Raw genomic sequence first — 18,133 nt, forward strand, 5'->3', positions numbered from 1 at the left:
GACCATAGAGCGTTGGAACCACCTGATCCCATCCCGAACTCAGAAGTGAAACGATGCATCGCCGATGGTAGTGTGGGGTTTCCCCATGTGAGAGTAGGTCATCGTCAAGATTGAATTCCGAAACCCCTGTCTGCTAACGCAGACAGGGGTTTTGTCGTTTCAGTGCCCACGAAAGTCCGATCTTCAGACCGCTCTGCGTGCCTTGCTGCTCCGACGAGCCTGCCACTTGCGCCACCAGATGTAGACGCCGGTCCCCGACAATCCTGCAATCAGAACGCCCAATACCGCGATCATCACTTGCCCGGTGAAGCCTATGATCCGTCCCCCATGTATCGGCAACTGCAACCGATAAAACCGCTCTCCCAACGTCCCTTCTCCTGCAATCTCCTGCCCCAATAATCGCCCGTCGGTACCGTGGAAGAACAACCAGGATTTGCCGTGGGCCTCAGTGTCATGCTGTCCGAACCCCGCGCCGTAGAAGTTGTACTCAAAGCTGTAATACAACTCGCCGATTGCCGCTGTCAGTCCCAACCTTTTCCCTTCCTGCAGTGCCCTTTCATATGCCTGTTGATAACTCAATCGAGTGATCCCCAGCTCTTCGGCAGGCATCCGTCCTCGCGCCTCATACACGCTCGGTTCAATCGGAGAAAACAACGACACCGCAGGTTTGAAGACCTGACTCGGCAGGTTCATCGCCACGCTGCTGACGGCTATCGGTAGCAACAACAACCACAGCCACAAGCCCCCTGCCCGATGCAGATCGAAGTTGAGTCGATAGGTATGCCCGCCCTTGATCTTCCAAGCGCTCCACCACTTCTTCCAGAACGGTTTACCCCGCGGCAACGTCAGCCAAAGGGCGATGAAGCAATCGATCACCCAGGCGATGGCCACCAACCCCATCAGCAGCAAACCCCAGTTACCGGGCAGTGTCAGGTTGTAGTGGAACTCGAGAATGAAAGGAACGAAGTTCTCACGCTGGAAACAGCACTCACCCCAGTAACGCTGGCCTTTCTGCTCGCCACTGACCGGGTCGAGGTAGAACACCTGATTGCGTTCTTCGAACGGTTCGCCCGTCGCCGGATCGTTGCGCGGAACCGCCGCCAGCAATGCCGTGTGGCCTGCCTCGTTCGGATACTCCATGTACCAGACCTGTAACTTCGGATGTAACGATTGCACCGCATCCACCAGTTCGCCTGGCGATAGACGCTCCCCCTCGGCCGATGCCGCGTAGAACTCCGGGTTCAACCACTCATCCAGCTCATGATTGAACGCCAGAATGCTCCCGGTAATCCCCGCCAGCAGCAGAAAAACCGCCGTGGCCAACCCGATATACCGGTGCAATAAAACCAGAAACGAACGCATGAAAATTTCCCCCACAGATACGACAAAGCCAGCCCCTGAAATCAGGGGCTGGCTTTTTTATGCACAAGACAAAGGCTTAGAACTGGTAACTGACCGTAGCGGCGACATTGCGCTCTTCGCCCATGTAGCAGAAGTCGAGACTGGCGCAGGAGGCTACATAGGATTCATTGGTCAGATTGTTCGCATTCAGGCGTACGTCGATACCCTTCAAACCGACCTTGCCGAGGTCATAGCCAATCGATGCGTCGAACAATGTGTAGGACGGCACCTTCATGGTGTTCTCTGCATCCGCCCAGCTGTAGCCGACATAACGCACACCACCGCCCAATCGCAGCCCATCAAGCGCCGCACTGTCGAACTTGTAGTCCGCCCACAGCGAGGCCATGTGCCGCGGCGCCTGGGTTGGCGAGTTGCCTTTGTTCTCGATCACGTTTGTCGGGGTGCTCAAGGTGCTGGTCATCGACTTCGAGTACTCGATGTCAGTGAAGGTGTAGCTGCCGAGGACTTTCAGGTTATCGGTCAACTGCATGTGCGCTTCCAGTTCCAGACCCTGAGAGCGGACAGCGCCTACAGCGCGATAGAAGTTTTCCTGCGGCAGTTTGGTTGCCAGGTTCTTCTGGTCGATGCGGAACAAGGAAGCGGTGAACAGATTGTCCGTCCCCGGTGGCTGATACTTCAGGCCCATTTCCCACTGCGTTCCATCGGTCGGTGCAAGAGGATTGCCGGCACTGTCCGCGTAGGAGTTCGGGTTGAACGACTCGGAATAGCTGACGTACGGCGCGAGGCCGTTATCGAACAGATACAGCGCGCCGGCACGGCCTGTGAGCTTGGTGCGTCGATCATTGATCTCGGTGCCGACCGGACGCCCCGCTTCGGCAATACGGTTTTCGTCGGAGGTTTCTACCCAATCCTGGCGCAGTCCCAGCGAGAAGCGCCACTTGTCCATCTCGATCAAGTCTTGCAGGTAAACGCCGGTCTGCTCCAGGCGCCGCAGGTAGCTCGTCTCGCCGTAAGGCGTGATAGCGGAATTGCCATACACCGGGTTGAACGCATTGATCGGCGCCAGGCCGCCACTGGTCCAGTCGACCACGGTTTTGCGCCGCTGATAATCCGCCCCCATCAGCACCGTGTGCCTGGTCGCGCCGGTGAAGAATTCGGCCTGAAGCATGTTGTCGACGATGAACGCGTGCAGACGCTCGTCACCTGCGGTGTAGTAGCGATTCAGTTCGTTGCCGGTCGGCGACGTCCAGCCATAGGCGTACACCTGATCCATGTTCACTTTGGAGTCGAGGTAGCGGAAGTTCTGCCGCGCGGTGAAGACATCGTTGAATCGATGTTCGAACTGGTAACCGAACGACTGCTGATCACGGGAGTAACCATCGATGCCCGGCTCGCCTTCGAAGAAGTGCGGTGAGATGCGGTTGCCGTTGCGCTGATGAATCGTGCCGTCGGCCGGCACGCCGCCGTGGTAGCCGCCATCCGGGTCATGTTGCAGATACGCTTGCAGCGTCAGCGATGTGTCCTCGCTGAAATCGATGCTGACCGTTGGCGCGAGGGCGAAGCGCTTTTCCTTGTTGTGGTCGAATTGCGTGTCGGACTGATCCGTCAAACCGATCAGACGATAGGCGATACGCTTGTCGTCATCGACCGGGCCACTGAAGTCAAAACCGACGCCGCGCTGGCCTTGAGTGCCAACGGTGGCTTGAACCTGGTGATAGGCCTCGTACAGCGGCTTCTTGCTGGTCAGAGCCACCAGCCCGCCCGGCGAGCTACGGCCGTACAACACAGAAGACGGGCCTTTGAGAATATCCACGCGCTCGAGGAAATACGGATCGACCTGCATGGTGCTGTAGGTGCCGCTGTCACCCATGGACTTGAGGCCGTCGAGGTAGATGTTGTCCACCGAACCGTCGTTGAAACCGCGCATCGCCACGTAGTCGTAGCGGTGCGTGGCACCGTAAGAGTTGGTCAGCACGCCGGGGGTGTAACGCATGGCTTGGGATACGGTTTGCGAGCCCTGGTCATCCATTTGCTCGCGGGTGACCACGGACACGCTTTGCGAGGTTTCCAGCAGCGCGGTACTGGTTTTGGTGGCGATCTGGCTGTGCGTCGCGTTATAGCCATCCATGCTGCCCAGCGCGTTGCCGAGGGCGAAGCCTTTGATGTCGGTGGTCGGCAGGGCCAGCGCTTCGGTTTCTGCAACGGAGCGCAACACATAGCTACTGCCGTCCTGGCTGACCGCCTCCAGGCCCGAGCCGCCGAGCAAGTGGCTCAGGGCCTGATCGGTCGAATACTCGCCCTGCACACCCGGTGACTGCCGGCCCTGGGTCTGCTGTGGCGTCATCGACAACGTGATGCCCGCCTGACGCGCGAACTGGTTGAGCGCATCGCCCAGTGGTCCGGCGGCGATGTTGTAGCGGTGGCTGCCGACCTCACTGGCGCTCGCCGCGACGCTCAGGTTCGGCAGCAGTCCAACGCCCAGTGCCGTGGATAACAACGCGGCCCGAACAGCGTGGTGCAGCAGGCCCGATTCGACAGTGAAATTCAGAGGGTTCTTACAGGTAACGCGCGCAGTCATTGTAGGTTTCCGTAGGCAGTCGCGAAGGCTGAGTTGAAGTGCTTACTGACTAAGCCGGACTTGCCACGAAAACCCGCCAAAATAATTTCAGGCCACAGACTCCAGCGTCACCCACCAACGGGTGCGATAGCGCAATTGCACCGGCAGGGTCTGCGGCAGGATCGCCAGCAGCTTGTCGGTGTCCTCAAGACGGAACACGCCGGACAGGCGCAAATCCGCAATGTCCGACGCACAGCTCAGAAAACCCTGACGATACCGGCCGACTTCGCCGATGAAGTCGCCCAGCCGCATGTTGCGCGTCACGATCAGTCCGTCGACCCAGGCGCCAGCTTCCATGTCCAACGGTGGCGCCGGTCGAACTCGATGGTGATCGATCAGATAGCTCTGACCGGCGATTGCCTCCGTCGAGTTGCCTGCGGAATGAATCGCGACCCGGCCACTGGTGACGCTCAGGCGCGTGCAACCCTCTTCCTGGCGCAGAAGGAATCGCGCCTTGAACGGCTCGTAACTGCCATGACGGCTCTGCACCTGCAGCGGTCGGTCAAACGTTGCACCTTCATCGGCGCCGCCGCAGGTGACGATGATTTCGCCACGGGTCAATTTGATCAGCCGTTGCTGCGCGGTGTAATCGAGATCCACGCTGCTGGCGGTGTTGAGTTCGATCCGTGTGCCGTCCGGCAACTGGAAACCACGGCGTTCGCCGGTGGCGGTGGCGTAGTCGGCGCTCCACTGTTGCCAGACCGAAGTGTCGCTGGCCAGCCATCCCGCCGAACCCATCAGCAGCGCGCCGGACAACAGCTTCAATGCCTGACGTCGGCCCAGACCCTGTGCACTGTTTTCCAGCGTATTGAACGCCACCTGCGCACCGGGCACGGCGCTCAGATTGTGGGTCAGTTCGGCTTGCAGAGACTGCACCCGTTGCCAGGCCAGTTCGTGATCATGGTGTTCGGCGCGCCATTGTTCGCACTGGCGATTCAGGCGCGGATTGCCATGGTTGTTGCGCAGACGCAGGAGCCAGTGAATGGCCTGTCGTACGACCTGCTGCGGCGGCTCGGCGCGTCGGCCAAGCGAGAGGTTATCCACCGGCATCAGTTTTCGTACCGCAACACGTAGCAGTGAAACAGGGCGTCGGCGACGTAGCGTTCTACCGAGCGCAGGGACAGCCCCATCTGCTCGGCGATCTGCTTGTGGGTCAAACCTTCGCACTGCGCCAGCAGAAACGCCTGACGCACTTTCGGTTTAAGTCCTTCAAGCATGCGGGCAATGCTTTCCAGCAGTTCGATCACCAGTGCGCGGGCTTCGGCACTGGGTGTCTCGGCTTCGGGCAAGTGGGCGATGGTTTCCAGGTAGGCGCGTTCGATTTCTTCGCGTCGCCAATGGTCGATGACCAAACCGCGAGCGATGGTGCGCAAAAACGCACGGGGCGCCTTGAGTTCGAGACGTTCGGTGCGCTGCAGCAGGCGCACGAAGGTGTCCTGGGCCAGATCCGCTGCATCGGCGGCATTGCCCAGCCTCGCACGCAACCAGCCGTCGAGCCAGCCGTGATGACGACTGTAAAGCGCCTGTACTGCAAACTCAGGTGATGACATGAACGCGACAGCCTGAACGTCACAAATGATAATTAGTCGCATTGTCATCAAGGGGTGGAGAATTTGCAACCGGCGCTGCAAAACAGCCATTAAAAAATGACAGGCGAACGCACTGGCACACCGCCCGGCGGGAATCTGGCAGAAATGCCGTCCATTTCCTACAAAGCGTTAAGTTTTCTCCGAATCGTGCCGACAGACTGGGGAGACATGCGTGCACCAAAGTAGAGCAGCCGTCAGAACGCTGCCTGCGCTGTACATGGAATGTTGCATCCGGAACGCATCCCCACTTTTGGCATAAGAAGTCCCATGAAATGAATCTCAAGTTCAGCCATAAAATCCTGTTGGCCGCCTCGGGCGTCGTGGTCCTGGCGTTCGCGCTGTTCACTTTGTACAACGACTATCTGCAGCGAAACACCATTCGTCAGAACCTGCAGTCCTCCGTCCAGCAGGCCGGCGACCTGACCGCCAGCAGTGTGCAGAACTGGATGAGCGGGCGGATTCTGGTCCTGGAAAACCTCGCGCAGAACGTTGCTCACCAGGGCAAGAACGCCGATTTCCCGGGGCTGGTCGATCAACCGGCCTTCACCTCGAATTTCCAGTTCACCTACGTCGGCCAGGCCAACGGTGTATTCACCCAGCGCCCTGACGCGAAGATGCCGGATGGCTACGACCCGCGTCAGCGTCCCTGGTACAAACAGGCCGTGGCTGCTGACCAGACCATGCTGACCCCGCCGTACATGGCCGCCGTTGGCGGTCTGGTGGTGACCATCGCCATGCCGGTGAAAAAGAATGGCGAGCTGCTCGGTGTGGTGGGCGGTGACCTGAGTCTGGAAACCCTGGTGAAGATCATCAACTCGGTGGACTTCGGTGGCCTGGGCCACGCGTTCCTGGTCAGCGGTGACGGTCAGGTGATCGTCAGCCCGGACAAAGATCAGGTGATGAAGAACCTCAAGGACATTTACCCGAACGCCGGTGTGCGCATCGAGAAGGGCAACCAGAACGTGGTGCTCAACGGCCAGGAACGCATCCTGTCGTTCACCCCGGTCGCCGGTCTGCCGAATGCCCAGTGGTACATCGGTCTGTCGATCGATCGCGACAAGGCCTACGCCGCACTCAGCCAGTTCCGTACTTCGGCTCTGATCGCGATGTTCGTCGCAGTGGGCGCGATTGCGGTGTTCCTGAGCCTGTTGATCACCGTGCTGATGCGTCCGCTGATCACCATGGGCCGTGCGATGCAGGACATCGCTCAGGGTGAAGGTGACCTGACTCGCCGTCTGGTAGTGGAAAGCAAAGACGAGTTCGGTGAGCTGGGCAGTTCGTTCAACCAGTTCGTGGAGCGGATTCACGCGTCGATTTCCGAAGTGTCTTCTGCGACTCGCCACGTACACGACCTGTCGCAACGGGTGATGGCATCGTCCAACGCCTCGATCATCGGTTCCGACGAGCAAAGCGCACGCACCAACAGCGTGGCCGCCGCGATCAATCAGTTGGGTGCCGCCACCCAGGAAATCGCCCGCAACGCCGCCGATGCTTCGCAACACGCCAGCGGCGCCAGCGAGCAGGCCGATGACGGTCGTCAGGTGGTCGAGCAGACGATTCAGGCCATGACCGAGCTGTCGCAGAAGATCAGCCTGTCGTGCACCCAGATCGAAACCCTGAATGCGAGCACCGACAACATCGGCCACATTCTCGACGTGATCAAAGGCATCTCTCAGCAGACCAACCTGCTGGCGCTCAACGCGGCCATCGAAGCGGCTCGTGCCGGTGAGGCCGGACGCGGTTTCGCGGTGGTGGCGGACGAGGTGCGCAACCTCGCTCACCGCACCCAGGAATCGGCGGAAGAAATCCACAAGATGATCACCTCGCTGCAGGTCGGCTCCCGCGAAGCGGTGGCCACCATGAACGCCAGTCAGGCGTCCAGCGAAGAGAGCGTTGAAGTGGCGAACCAGGCCGGTCTGCGTCTGGTCAGCGTGACCCAGCGCATCGGCGAAATCGACGGTATGAACCAGTCGGTGGCCGCCGCTACCGAGGAGCAGACTGCGGTGGTGGAAACCCTCAATGTCGACGTCAACCAGATCAACCTGCTGAACCAGCAGAGCGTGGCCAACCTCAATGAAACGTTGAAGGATTGTGATGCGTTGTCGCAACAGGCCAACCGTTTGAAACAACTGGTCGACAGCTTCAAGATCTGATCGCTCGCGGTCAAAAAATCGCCCGCTGCGGAGCGATCCACAGCGGGCTTTTTCATGCCTTACACAAACAGCTTCAGCACATTGCCCATCGCATCATCGGCAAAACCCTGCACGAAATCCTTGAACCCCGGCAGCGCCTCGGGGCCGCCGGAGGCGGGTTCGGCAATGATCGTCCAGGTCGCCCGCGACTTGCCCGCGCCCAGCGATTCCACATTCATCGCCGCCCACAGGTTGGCCACGCCCAGCGTGTTGTAGATCGTGGTCCAGGTCATGCTCAGCGCCTGGTCGTCCCGGGAGTTGAGTTGCTCGACCACCACGTTGCCATCCTTGAAGAACTTCTTGCGCAGCGAAGACACGCCTTCGCCGGTCATTTCGATGTGCGACAGGGCCGGGATGAAACGGTCGAAGCCGTCGAATTTGCCCACTACCGACCACACCTCATTGGCGTCCACCGGCACTTCCACCGAAGACACGACGTGGCAGCCGTGAGGGTTTTTGATCAGGGTGTCGGGTTGAAGATTGCTCATGGTGTTGCTCCTTGGTTGATGAGTCAGATGAAGTTGATTTCTTTCAGGTAGTCGCAGCCGCGACGCAGCAGCGCCGGGGATTTTTCCGGGTAGTGCGCGCCCATCTGCTGCACGCCGGCCTGGGCGTTGGCGTGGCCGATCAGGGAGATGTCGCCGATGTCTTCCTCGAAGCCGTTGAGGTAGAAACCGAGCACGCCGAACAGCGCGTTGTCGGCATCGACCCGACCCAGTTGCTGTTGCCAGTCGGCGACGCTGACCAGCGAAAACTCGCTGCCGGTTTCGCGGAATGACGCGACGTAGGCATCCCAGCTCAGAGGCTCCGGGTTGTGCAGGTTGAACACCGCCCGTTCGGGCGAATAACGGCTGGCGTGGAAGGCGATGAAACGGGCGAGAAAGTCCACCGGCATCAGATCGAAGTTCAGCGCGAAGGCCGGGACCTGGCCGAGTTGGATCGAGCCCTTGAGCATCAGCATCAAACGGTTCTTGTGCGGCTGGCAGACGCCGCTGAGGCTGTTGAAACTGATGTTGCCGGGCCGGTACAGATTGACCCGCACCCCGCGCTCCCGGGCCCGTTCGAGGAGGCGTTCGCCGACCCATTTCGACAGGTTGTAGCCGTTGCGGATGTAGATCGGCGGCGTCGGTGCGGCGGGCAGCTCCAGCACCCGGCCCGCGTCGTCGACGGTGCTGGAGGCCGACAGCGTCGAGACGAAATTGAGCACCTTCTTGCTGCGCCCTTCGCACAGGCGCAGGAGTTCGAAAATCGGCTCGACGTTGTCCGCCGCCAACGACTCGTAATCGAGGACGTGATTGACGTTGGCGGCGTTGTGCACCAACGCGCCGAACTCGCGGTCCAGTCGCACGAAGTCCTCATTGGCCAGACCCAGTTGCGGCTGGGTGATGTCCGCCGAATAGACCCGCACCCGACTCAGGTCCAGATGCTCCAGCCGGTTCTCTCGCAACGAATGGGCAAAGCGCTGCGCCGCGGTTTGTCCGCCGCCATCGCGCACCAGGCACGCCACCTCGCTGGCGCCCCAACCCAGCAACGCCTCGACGATGTGCACGCCGACAAAACTGTTGGCGCCGGTGACGATCACCTTGTGCACATCGCCCATGCGGCTGATCGGCAACGGCTCGATATCCAGCGCTCGCTCGGCGTCGGCCATTGCCTGTGCGCTGAGTACCGCGCTGTCATCGGTGCCGCGCACCAGCGTGGCGAGCTTGGCGATGGTTGGCAGTTCGATGAAGCGGTTGATCGAAATGCTGCGACCGAATTCCTCCCGCAGACGCAGGAGCATGCGCGACAGCAGAATCGAGTGACCGCCGAGATTGAAGAAGCTTTCGTCGGTGGAAATGTCGCTGGTCGGCAACTCCAGCAACTCGCCCCAGATCTCCAGCAGCAGCGCTTCGTCGGCATTGGCCGGCAGGCATTTCGGGCCGCTGTCCTGCACGCTCACCGGCCGTTCCAGCAAGGCTTTTCGGTCGACTTTGCCGTTGGCGGCGAACGGCATGTTCGGCAGCTCCGTCCACGCCACCGGTTGCATGTAGTCGGGCAAAAACTGCTGGGCATGTGCCTTCAGCGCATCGCGGGCGGCATCCGATTGCGGCTGCGCGAAGAACGCCAGAATCCGCCTTTGACTGTCGATCACCACGGCGATCTGCCGATACAACTGGCTCTCGCGCAGGCAACGCTCGATCTCTTCCGGCTCGACCCGGAAGCCGCGGATCTTCACCTGATTGTCGCGGCGTCCGCACAGCTCGATGCCGTCCTCGCCCCACTTGGCCATGTCGCCGCTGCGGTAGGCGCGCAGACGCTGACCGTCCGGCAGCTCCAGATTCAGATAGCGCTCCGCCGTCTGCTGGGGATTGTTCAGGTAACACAGGCACACGCCCGGGCCGACGATGAACAATTCGCCCACCGTTTGCTCCGGCACCGGTTGCAGATCGTCATCGAGGATCAGCACCTGACTGTTGGCAATCGGCCCGCCGAGGGTGCGATTGCTGTCGCCCGGTTGCAGCTGTCGTGCGGTGATCAACACCGTGGCTTCGGTAGGACCGTAGAGGTTGTGCAACTTGCCCTGGCGCGTCAGTTGCTCGATCACGAACGGCTCGCAGACATCACCGCCGGTCATGATCTGCCCGACGCTTTGCAGTTGCTCCAGCGGCAGGATGCTCAGCAGCGCCGGCGGCAGGAACGCGTGGGTCAGTTGCCGACGGCGGATCAGCGCCACCAGTTGCAGCGGATCACGGCGCTGGTTGTCGTCGGGCACCACCAGTTCCGCGCCTTCGAGCAGAGTCGGGAAGATGTCGATCAGCGACGAGTCAAAGCTCAGCGACGAGAACTGCAGTACCCGACTCTCGGCCCGCAACTGCACATAGTCGGCGTACCAAGCGGTGAAGTGCGCGAGGTTCGCCTGAGTCAGCAGTACACCTTTCGGATGCCCGGTGGTGCCAGAGGTGTAGAGCGCCATGCACGGTGCATCGAGCTCGGGCCGACGACGCATCAACGGTTGCGACAGATCGACGTCTGTGCGGTCGATGCGACAGACATCCAGCCCTGGCATCGAACCGCTCAGCGGGTGTTCGCCATCGTGCAGCAACAGCACCGCCCCGGCGTTTTCCAGGATGTACTGCTGGCGTTGAAGCGGATGGCTGGGTTCCAGTGGCAGATACACCGCGCCGCTGCCAAGAATCGCCAGAATCGAAGCAAACAGCGCATCGCATTTCGGCAGGCAAATCCCTACCACCCACGGTTGCGGCTGTGTCTCCAGCATGGCCAGCAAACGTTGCTGGATCGCCCGGCTGTGATCATGCAACTGGCGGTAGCTGATCGACTGCTCGGCAAGGTGCAGCGCCGGGCGCTTCGCATGCTCGATCAGGCTCTGTTGTAACCGCTCGATCACCGGGATCTGCGCCTGTTGCAACAAGGCCGGGTTGGCCGTGGCATTGAAGCGATGCACATACGCCAGGCTGTCGAGAAACAGCAGGTTTTCCACCTGCTCGAAGTCCGGCGCACGGGCCGTCGTCGCCTGCTGGAAATACTCGGCATCGCGGGAGAAGCGACTGACCAGCAGCGCCACTTCGTCCACCACCTGCGCCAGTGTTCGCTGGCGCAGGGCCTGACCGTTACCGGACGGTTCGTCGGCAATGGGCACGCGGCTCAGCAGTGTCGTGTTGCAGAGGCATAGCAGATCGAGAACCGGCAGTCCGCCGATGCCCGTTGCACCGATGCCCAAGCGCAAGTTCAGGTGCGGTGTCGTGCCGTAATCCTGCGGCGCAAGACTGCCGTCATCGATCACCAGATCCACCGACGGAGCAAACGCCGTCAGCAATGAATGACCGTGTTGTTCGAGCTCCTGCGCCAGGTCGGTCAAGGCCTGGCTGCGGCCCTTCAGCAAAATGTCGAGACGTCTCATGTCAGCCTCCTTGTCAAACCAGGTAGTCGCGCAGGGCGTGCCGTACGCACGGTGTGTCGAGCAGTGAGCTGTTGTGGAAAAAACGCACGATGTTGCCCACCAGCGGGTGGTGGCGATTGATCGGGAAGGCCAGCCCGGCCATCTCGTCTTTCAGGGCGCGGCGGGTGGCATCGTTGACCGGCAAGGCATCGATCAGGCGCAGGTCGAAAGATTTCTGGATGTCATTGGTCAGGTAGTGGCCGATGAACACCGGCAGGATCTGCGCAATACATTCACGATCCGTATCGCTCGCGGTGTGCCAGTAGATGCGCACCATCCGCGCCCAGAAACTCGAGTGCCGACCCTCGTCCAGCAGATGGTCAGCCATCAGGCCCTTGATCGACGGCTTGACGGTGTCGTCCCGGGCGAACGCTGCGACATCGCCAGTCACAGTGTTCTCGGCGATGGCCACGCAGATCAGCTCCACGGCGCTGCGCAGGTGTTCCGGGGCCAGTTCGACGGCGGCCGGAATTGCCCGGCTCAGTTCGATTTCATCCGGCAACTCGATGGGCTCGATACCGGTCAGGGCCACGGTCTGCTGCATGAAATCCATCGCCACCAGCGCGTGGTAATCCTCATCCACGACGACGGTCATGGCGTCGTAGCGACAGGCGAACGGGAACGCCAAGGCGAAGCGGTTCTTGGCGATGCTGCGGGCGGTCTTGTCGACGATCTCGGTTTCGAAAATCACCACGTCGTTGATGAATTTGTACAGCGTCTGCACCAGGGCGAAATCACGCTGTTCCGGGCATTCGCGCAGGAAGGTTTCGCTGAGCACCAACGGCTGGCGGCTGAGCGGATAGATCAGCCGCGCGTCGTCCTCCAGCACACGACGCGGCCGGGTGCGAATGGTCGCGCGGCTTTCCCAGGCATCGGCGAAAGACTGGTAGTCGGCGGCGTTCATTGGGCCACCTCCGCCAGCGGTTCACGCATGCTCAGGCGCAGGCCGTCCCACAGGGCGATGCGGCTTTCCACGGCGGCGATGGCGCTGGCGTAAACCTCGGCTTCGCGCTGTGGATCGCCATCGACCAGACGGTCCAGCAGTTGCTCGGCGGCCGGGCCGTGGTCTTCGGAGTCGACCTCGATGTGTCGCGCCAGGTAGTAACGGAAGGTCGGCGCCTGTTCGACGCCAATGCCCCAGGCATCGAGCATGCGCTGGAACATGGTCGGGATCACGCTCTCGCGACCGTGCAGGAATGCGGCGGCCACGCTGTGCCCCGGCGCATGCAGTGCGGTTTGCAGCGTGTCACGCACGAACTGCGCAGCGGCCGGATCGACCTCGACGCTTTGCAGGGCGACGTCGTAACTCACGCCTTCCTGCTGCAGCATCACGAAGCGCTCCACCGCTGTCGTGTCCGCGCCGACTTCGCGCATCGCATCGAGGTACAGTTCGAAGTGACTGTAATGCCCGTGTGACAGCCGATCGTCCGATTCTTCCCCGAGCACGATTTCGTTGATCAGTCTGGCTGCATGCGGATCGCGCGGCGGCAACCACGGCAGACGAGTGCAAGTCAGTTCCTGCTGCAGGCGTTTGGTCAGTGACATGAAGTCCCAGACAGCAAATACATGGGACTCCATGAACCGGCGCAATGTCGCCAAAGAATCGATTTCGGAGAAGATCGGATGAACGCTGAGTTCGGCTTTCTTTAGTGTAAGTTGCTCTTTGGTTGGCATGGTTGCGAGACTCTGGCTAATAGGGAATAGGGACTGCTCAATCAATCGCTAATAACGTTGAACAAGTTTCTCCAGGCGAACGACAGCCTCATTCGGTTTCGATGAAAACAGGCAATGTCTGAAGGGCCCGAGACAGCAGCGGACGGTGAAACCGTCGCAATCGAGGCCGTACTGCAGGGTTGGGCCGGGTTTGTCATTTCGGATCCAAACTCGGCGAAGAAAAACTAATACATCGCAAAACAACTTAACAAGTTTATTTTTAATTATTTTTAGTTGGCTGTTTTTCAAGTATGAATGGGTCTGATAAAACTTATGAGTTAAGTTTTATTTGGGCGTAGTTGCTCCTTTCGGCGTTTAATGGCCAAAATTGAACGACAAGAGTGAATGCCTCACTCGAAGCAACTTTCCAATTGAGTAATTGAATGAATATGAGGGGATGAAGTCGGGCTGTAACGGCGCCGTTTCTTCCTGTTCCCGTGACAAGGCTCCTTCCGTAGGTTCCTGGTGCGGGGACTGCTGCCGGGGCGGCGCGTCCCCGTTCTATATTGGGTTGGCGATCCAAGGGTGCGCGTAAATCGGCGCCGCGGCTATCGTCGAAAATGACTTCCTTGCGGTGCAATTTCCGGGCTGTCCAAAGCAGGGGGGAGGTTAGAGCGAAGGCGCCGAAGTGCCACGGCAATTGAGCGTGAGCGGCGTGGGGATTTGTAAGCGGGTTATTCGCCGGGTGAGCAGGCGCTCACCCGGAAGGGGGCATTCAGCGGGCTGTCTTGCGATTTTGAGCGGCGGGGCTGGCAAGGTAACGGGTGATGACCTCGACACCACGGTTGAGGTGCTGCTCCAGCAATGCCACCGCGAGCGGGGTGTCCCGTTGCTTCACGGCTTGCAGCAGAGCACGGTGATCGTCCTGGGAGATCTTGCCCAGGCCCATGGCCTCAAGGTTGAAACGCAGGAAGCGTTCTTCTTCATTCAGGCCGTCTTCCACCAGCCGCAACAGCCGGCCATTGGGCGCCTTGCTGTAGAGCGCCATGTGAAACAGACGGTTGAGCCGGCCGATTTCGGTGTAGTCGTGTTCGATTTCCAGCTCTTCGATGTAGCCGGCCGCGCGCTCGTGATCGGCCGGGGTCAGCAGCGGGATCGACTGGCGCAGAGCTTCGGACTCCAGCAGGATGCGCAGCTCATAGGTTTCGGTCGCGTCGCCCTGGATCAGCGGCGCTACCACGGCGCCTTTGTGTGCAACCACGTTCAACAGGCCCTGGGCTTCGAGCTGACGCAACGCTTCGCGTACTGGCATGCGGCTGACGCCGAACAGGTCCGCCAGATCCTGCTGGCGCACGGCGGTGCCGCACGGCAGGCGCCCGTCGAGAATCGCGGCGCGCAGTGTTTCCTCGATGACCGAGCGCGCCATATGCGCGGGAATCGGCCCGTCGACTTTGATGCTGTGGAGTGGCTTGGGCTTCTGGGTCACAACTGCACACCCTTTGACTGCGGAATTTGGATCCAAAGGACACTAGTGATTGCTCTACAGGTTGTCAAACCGTGTAGAAGAACCCTGTCACATCTGAAGTTTAGCGCGCCAATGATGATCTCAGGGTGCCATTGTTTTTTGCTCGGCTAACCTTCACCATCAAACGCCTTTCCTCCTGCTCTGGATGCCTTGCATTGGCGGTACGTTTCGCGATCCCACGGATTGCGCGCTGGCTTGCCTGCGCGCTGCTGCTGGCCGGCGTCATGCTGGGCGGTCTGCATGCCGATTGGGATTTTTCCGCGATCAGCCGCAAGGCCACGGCATTGTACGGACCGCTGGGCGCCGGGCAACAACGGATCGACGCCTGGCAGAATCTGCTGGCCACCCAGAAGCAGGTCAGCGAGATGGAAAAGCTCAAAGTGGTGAACCTGTTTTTCAACAAACAGATGCGCTATGTCGAGGACATCGACCTGTGGGGCCAGGTCGATTATTGGGAGACGCCCATCGAAGCCTTGTGGAAAGGCGCCGGTGACTGCGAAGACTACGCGATCGCCAAGTATTTCAGCCTGCGCCACCTCGGCGTGGCCAGTGACAAGTTGCGCATCACCTACGTCAAGGCCCTGCGCCAGAACCGCGCGCATATGGTGTTGACCTACTATTCCAGTCCCGACGCCATGCCACTGGTGCTCGACAGTCTGATCGACCCGATCAAACCGGCTTCCGAGCGAACCGATTTGCTGCCGGTCTACTCTTTCAATGCCGAAGGTCTGTACCTGCCGGGGGCCAAGGGCAACAAAAAGGTCGGCGACACCAAACGCCTGTCACGCTGGCAGGATGTGTTGAAAAAAATGCAGGCCGAAGGATTCCCGGTCGAGACGACTAACTAGGAGCACGCGCTCAGATGTCCTTGTTCAAACAGCTGTTGATCGCTATCTGTCTGTTCCTCGTGGTTGCCTTCACCGGCAGCTTCATGGTCAGCCTGGAGAGCTCGCGCACCCAGTACGTCAACCAGTTGCGCTCCCACGCCCAGGACGCCGCCACAGCGCTGGCGCTGTCGCTGACACCGAATATCGACGACCCGGCGATGGTCGAGCTGCTGGTCAGTTCGATCTTTGACAGCGGTTATTATTCGAGCATCCGTGTGGTCGACCTGAAGACCGATCAGACCATTGTCGAGCGCAGCGGCATTCCGGCCGTCACCAACGTGCCGGACTGGTTCGTCAGACTGATCGGCCTGGAGCCGGCCGGTGGCGATGCGCTGGTCAGCCGTGGCTGGGAGCAGGCGGCGCGGGTCGAGGTGGTCAGCCATCCGATGTTCGCCCTGGCCAAACTCTGGCAGAGCGCACTCGGCAGCCTGGGCTGGTTGCTGGTCTGCGGCGCGGTGAGTGCGGTGCTGGGCGCGTTGTTGCTGCGTCGGCAATTGAAGCCGCTGGATTACATGGTCAAGCAATCCCACGCCATCGCCCGCCGCGAATTTCTCAGCCTGCCGGACCTGCCGCGCACGCCGGAATTGCGCCGTGTGGTGCTGGCGATGAACCAGATGGTCGAGAAGCTCAAGGCGCTGTTTCAGGAGCAGGCCGAGCGCAGTGAAAAACTGCGCACCGAGTCCTATCAGGACAACCTCACGGGGCTGGCCAACCGGCGTTATTTCGAGATGCAGCTGAATGCGCGGGTGAGCAACCCGGAGCAGGCCAGTTCCGGTTATCTGCTGCTGTTGCGGGTCAAGGATCTGGCCGGGCTCAACCAGCGCCTCGGCGGTCAGCGCACCGATGAGTTGTTGAAAGCGGTTGGCGAGCAACTGTCCCGCGAGTGCGCCAGATACCCGGAAACCCAGAACCTCGTTACCCGGATTCGCGGCGGTGAATTCGCCGTGCTGGCGCCGGGGCTGACCCGCGAAGAAGCGCTGCAACTGGCGCAGAGTCTCGACAGTGCGTTGAGCAGCCTGCATGCGACAGGCGCCACCGACGTGGCCGCCGTGGCTTCTATCGGTCTGGCGCCGTTCGCTCACGGCGATTCGCCGCAAGCGGTGCTCAGCCTCGGCGATCAGGCACTGGCCCAGGCCGAAGGTCAGGGCGAGCAGAACTGGGCGTGCCTCGACCAGAGCCTGGTGGCGGACGTCGGTGACGATCACCACGCCTGGCATCGCTTGCTCGATCAGGCGCTGAATCAGCGGCGTTTCGAGCTGTTCTTCCAACCGGTGGTGGCGGCGCAGGACACACAGCTGGTGCTGCATTACAAAGTGCTGTCGCGGCTGCTCGACGAACAGGGCCAGACCATTCCCGCCGGGCGTTTCCTGCCGTGGCTGGAGCGCTTTGGCTGGACCGCGCGACTGGACCGGTTGATGCTCGAGCGAGTGCTGGAGCAAATGGCCGACCATGAAGAATCCCTGGCGCTGAATCTGTCCTCGGCGACCCTGGCCGATCCACAGGCGCTGAACAAAGTCTTCGAGATTCTGCGCTCGCACTCCAATCTGGGGCCGCGCCTGACCTTGGAAATCGGCGAGGAGCAACTGCCGGAGCAGGCGGTGCTTGAGCAGTTGACCCGGCGCCTGCGCGAACTCGGTTTCTCCCTGAGCCTGCAACGTTTCGGCGGCCGTTTCAGCATGATCGGCAACCTGGCGCGGCTGGGGCTGGCGTACCTGAAGATCGATGGCAGCTACATCCGCGCGATCGATCAGGAGAGCGACAAGCGCCTGTTCATCGAGGCTATCCAGCGTGCGGCGCACAGTATCGATCTGCCGCTGATTGCCGAGCGGGTCGAAACGGAAGGGGAGTTGTCGGTGATTCGCGAGATGGGGTTGTATGGGGTTCAGGGGCAGCTCTTCGGTGAGCCCAAGCCCTGGAAATAATGCAGCGCCAGATGATCGTTCCCACGCGGAGCGTGGGAACGATCAACAGTACAAACGGATCAGATCAACCCGCCCTCATCCTCATCGATCAACTGACTCAACCCGCCCAGTGCTTCCCGGGCCTGGGTACGGTCCATCAATTTGGCCTGGGCCGCCGCTGGCAGGTCGGTGACGCGAATCACGCCTTTCTGGGTCAGGACCTGAATCAGGTCGTCGAGTACCCGAATCATCTCCAGGTCGCTCTGTTTGAGCTGTTTGAGGCTGTTTTCCACCGCCGCATTGGCGAACCAGGCCTGGATTTCATGGTGGTCGGCGGGCAGCGTTTCCGTGGCCTCGGCCCAGGCCGCAGCTTCCACGCGAACCAACTGACCCTGTGCATCGCGTTGCACGTAAAACATTGAGCATCCCTCGGAAATGGACCAGCGTCATGCTGTCAGCAGCATAGC

13 protein-coding genes and 1 rRNA gene are annotated in these 18,133 nt (G+C 60.6%); 4 read left to right on the forward strand and 10 right to left on the reverse strand.

What is annotated here, in order from left to right:
- A 5S ribosomal RNA gene (gene rrf, locus J5M72_RS21600) occupies positions 1-110 on the forward strand; the annotation flags it as partial.
- A gap of 73 nt (positions 111-183) precedes the next feature.
- On the opposite strand, the gene J5M72_RS21605 is transcribed toward rrf, so the two are convergent.
- The 4 genes from J5M72_RS21605 to J5M72_RS21620 all read right to left on the reverse strand — a co-directional run bounded on the left by J5M72_RS21605 (position 184) and on the right by J5M72_RS21620 (position 5,529).
- Positions 184-1,362, reverse strand: a complete 1,179-nt coding sequence (locus J5M72_RS21605; RefSeq protein ID WP_207867039.1) for a PepSY domain-containing protein — start codon at positions 1,360-1,362, stop codon at positions 184-186.
- 76 nt (positions 1,363-1,438) lie between these two features.
- Positions 1,439-3,940 (reverse strand): TonB-dependent siderophore receptor, encoded by a 2,502-nt coding sequence (locus tag J5M72_RS21610; RefSeq protein ID WP_207867040.1) that lies wholly within the window; start codon positions 3,938-3,940, stop codon positions 1,439-1,441.
- Positions 3,941-4,027: 87 nt separating this feature from the next.
- Positions 4,028-5,029, reverse strand: coding sequence for a FecR family protein (locus J5M72_RS21615; RefSeq protein WP_207867041.1), 1,002 nt, complete (start codon positions 5,027-5,029; stop codon positions 4,028-4,030).
- The gene (locus tag J5M72_RS21620; RefSeq protein WP_207867042.1) at positions 5,029-5,529 is read right to left on the reverse strand and encodes a sigma-70 family RNA polymerase sigma factor; all 501 of its coding nucleotides are present in this window, start codon (positions 5,527-5,529) and stop codon (positions 5,029-5,031) included. The genes J5M72_RS21615 and J5M72_RS21620 overlap by 1 nt, the downstream gene beginning before the upstream one ends.
- 311 nt (positions 5,530-5,840) lie before the next feature.
- Here J5M72_RS21620 and J5M72_RS21625 point away from each other — a divergent pair, with 311 nt between their 5' ends.
- Positions 5,841-7,721, forward strand: coding sequence for a methyl-accepting chemotaxis protein (locus J5M72_RS21625; RefSeq protein WP_169428300.1), 1,881 nt, complete (start codon positions 5,841-5,843; stop codon positions 7,719-7,721).
- 59 nt (positions 7,722-7,780) lie between these two features.
- On the opposite strand, the gene J5M72_RS21630 is transcribed toward J5M72_RS21625, so the two are convergent.
- The 5 genes from J5M72_RS21630 to J5M72_RS21650 form a co-directional block, all read right to left on the reverse strand.
- Positions 7,781-8,248, reverse strand: a complete 468-nt coding sequence (locus J5M72_RS21630; RefSeq protein WP_064382642.1) for an SRPBCC family protein — start codon at positions 8,246-8,248, stop codon at positions 7,781-7,783.
- Positions 8,249-8,271: 23 nt separating this feature from the next.
- The gene (locus tag J5M72_RS21635) at positions 8,272-11,661 is read right to left on the reverse strand and encodes an amino acid adenylation domain-containing protein (protein WP_207867043.1); all 3,390 of its coding nucleotides are present in this window, start codon (positions 11,659-11,661) and stop codon (positions 8,272-8,274) included.
- A 13-nt stretch (positions 11,662-11,674) separates the two neighbouring features.
- The gene (locus J5M72_RS21640; RefSeq protein WP_169428303.1) at positions 11,675-12,604 is read right to left on the reverse strand and encodes a diiron oxygenase; all 930 of its coding nucleotides are present in this window, start codon (positions 12,602-12,604) and stop codon (positions 11,675-11,677) included.
- Entirely contained in the window at positions 12,601-13,374 is a 774-nt protein-coding gene (locus J5M72_RS21645) for a DUF3050 domain-containing protein (RefSeq protein ID WP_169428304.1), read from the reverse strand. The genes J5M72_RS21640 and J5M72_RS21645 overlap by 4 nt, the downstream gene beginning before the upstream one ends.
- Before the next feature lie 754 nt (positions 13,375-14,128).
- The gene (locus J5M72_RS21650) at positions 14,129-14,839 is read right to left on the reverse strand and encodes a GntR family transcriptional regulator (RefSeq protein ID WP_169428305.1); all 711 of its coding nucleotides are present in this window, start codon (positions 14,837-14,839) and stop codon (positions 14,129-14,131) included.
- Between the two features lie 194 nt (positions 14,840-15,033).
- Between J5M72_RS21650 and lapG the strand changes: the two genes are divergently transcribed.
- Both lapG and lapD read left to right on the forward strand, forming a co-directional pair.
- Positions 15,034-15,726, forward strand: coding sequence for a cysteine protease LapG (lapG, locus tag J5M72_RS21655; RefSeq protein ID WP_119428526.1), 693 nt, complete (start codon positions 15,034-15,036; stop codon positions 15,724-15,726).
- 14 nt (positions 15,727-15,740) lie between these two features.
- Positions 15,741-17,687, forward strand: a complete 1,947-nt coding sequence (lapD, locus tag J5M72_RS21660; protein WP_207867044.1) for a cyclic di-GMP receptor LapD — start codon at positions 15,741-15,743, stop codon at positions 17,685-17,687.
- A 59-nt stretch (positions 17,688-17,746) separates the two neighbouring features.
- Here the strand turns inward: lapD and J5M72_RS21665 are convergent, their stop codons facing one another.
- Positions 17,747-18,085: a tryptophan synthase subunit beta gene (locus J5M72_RS21665; protein WP_169428307.1), complete on the reverse strand. Its 339-nt coding sequence runs from the start codon at positions 18,083-18,085 to the stop codon at positions 17,747-17,749.
- Positions 18,086-18,133: the final 48 nt, after the last annotated feature.

Source organism: Pseudomonas sp. 58(2021), from assembly GCF_017491585.1.
Classification (GTDB): Bacteria; Pseudomonadota; Gammaproteobacteria; order Pseudomonadales; family Pseudomonadaceae; genus Aquipseudomonas; species Aquipseudomonas fluorescens_BT.

Bases quoted from the DNA above. Each gene is read 5' to 3' on its own strand.
- J5M72_RS21645 (WP_169428304.1), bottom strand. From the start codon at position 13,374: ATGCCAACCAAAGAGCAACTTACACTAAAGAAAGCCGAACTCAGCGTT.
- J5M72_RS21635 (WP_207867043.1), bottom strand. From the start codon at position 11,661: ATGAGACGTCTCGACATTTTGCTGAAGGGCCGCAGCCAGGCCTTGACC.
- J5M72_RS21625 (WP_169428300.1), top strand. From the start codon at position 5,841: ATGAATCTCAAGTTCAGCCATAAAATCCTGTTGGCCGCCTCGGGCGTC.
- J5M72_RS21640 (WP_169428303.1), bottom strand. From the start codon at position 12,604: ATGAACGCCGCCGACTACCAGTCTTTCGCCGATGCCTGGGAAAGCCGC.
- J5M72_RS21605 (WP_207867039.1), bottom strand. From the start codon at position 1,362: ATGCGTTCGTTTCTGGTTTTATTGCACCGGTATATCGGGTTGGCCACG.
- J5M72_RS21610 (WP_207867040.1), bottom strand. From the start codon at position 3,940: ATGACTGCGCGCGTTACCTGTAAGAACCCTCTGAATTTCACTGTCGAA.
- lapD (WP_207867044.1), top strand. From the start codon at position 15,741: ATGTCCTTGTTCAAACAGCTGTTGATCGCTATCTGTCTGTTCCTCGTG.
- J5M72_RS21620 (WP_207867042.1), bottom strand. From the start codon at position 5,529: ATGTCATCACCTGAGTTTGCAGTACAGGCGCTTTACAGTCGTCATCAC.
- J5M72_RS21665 (WP_169428307.1), bottom strand. From the start codon at position 18,085: ATGTTTTACGTGCAACGCGATGCACAGGGTCAGTTGGTTCGCGTGGAA.
- J5M72_RS21615 (WP_207867041.1), bottom strand. From the start codon at position 5,029: ATGCCGGTGGATAACCTCTCGCTTGGCCGACGCGCCGAGCCGCCGCAG.
- J5M72_RS21630 (WP_064382642.1), bottom strand. From the start codon at position 8,248: ATGAGCAATCTTCAACCCGACACCCTGATCAAAAACCCTCACGGCTGC.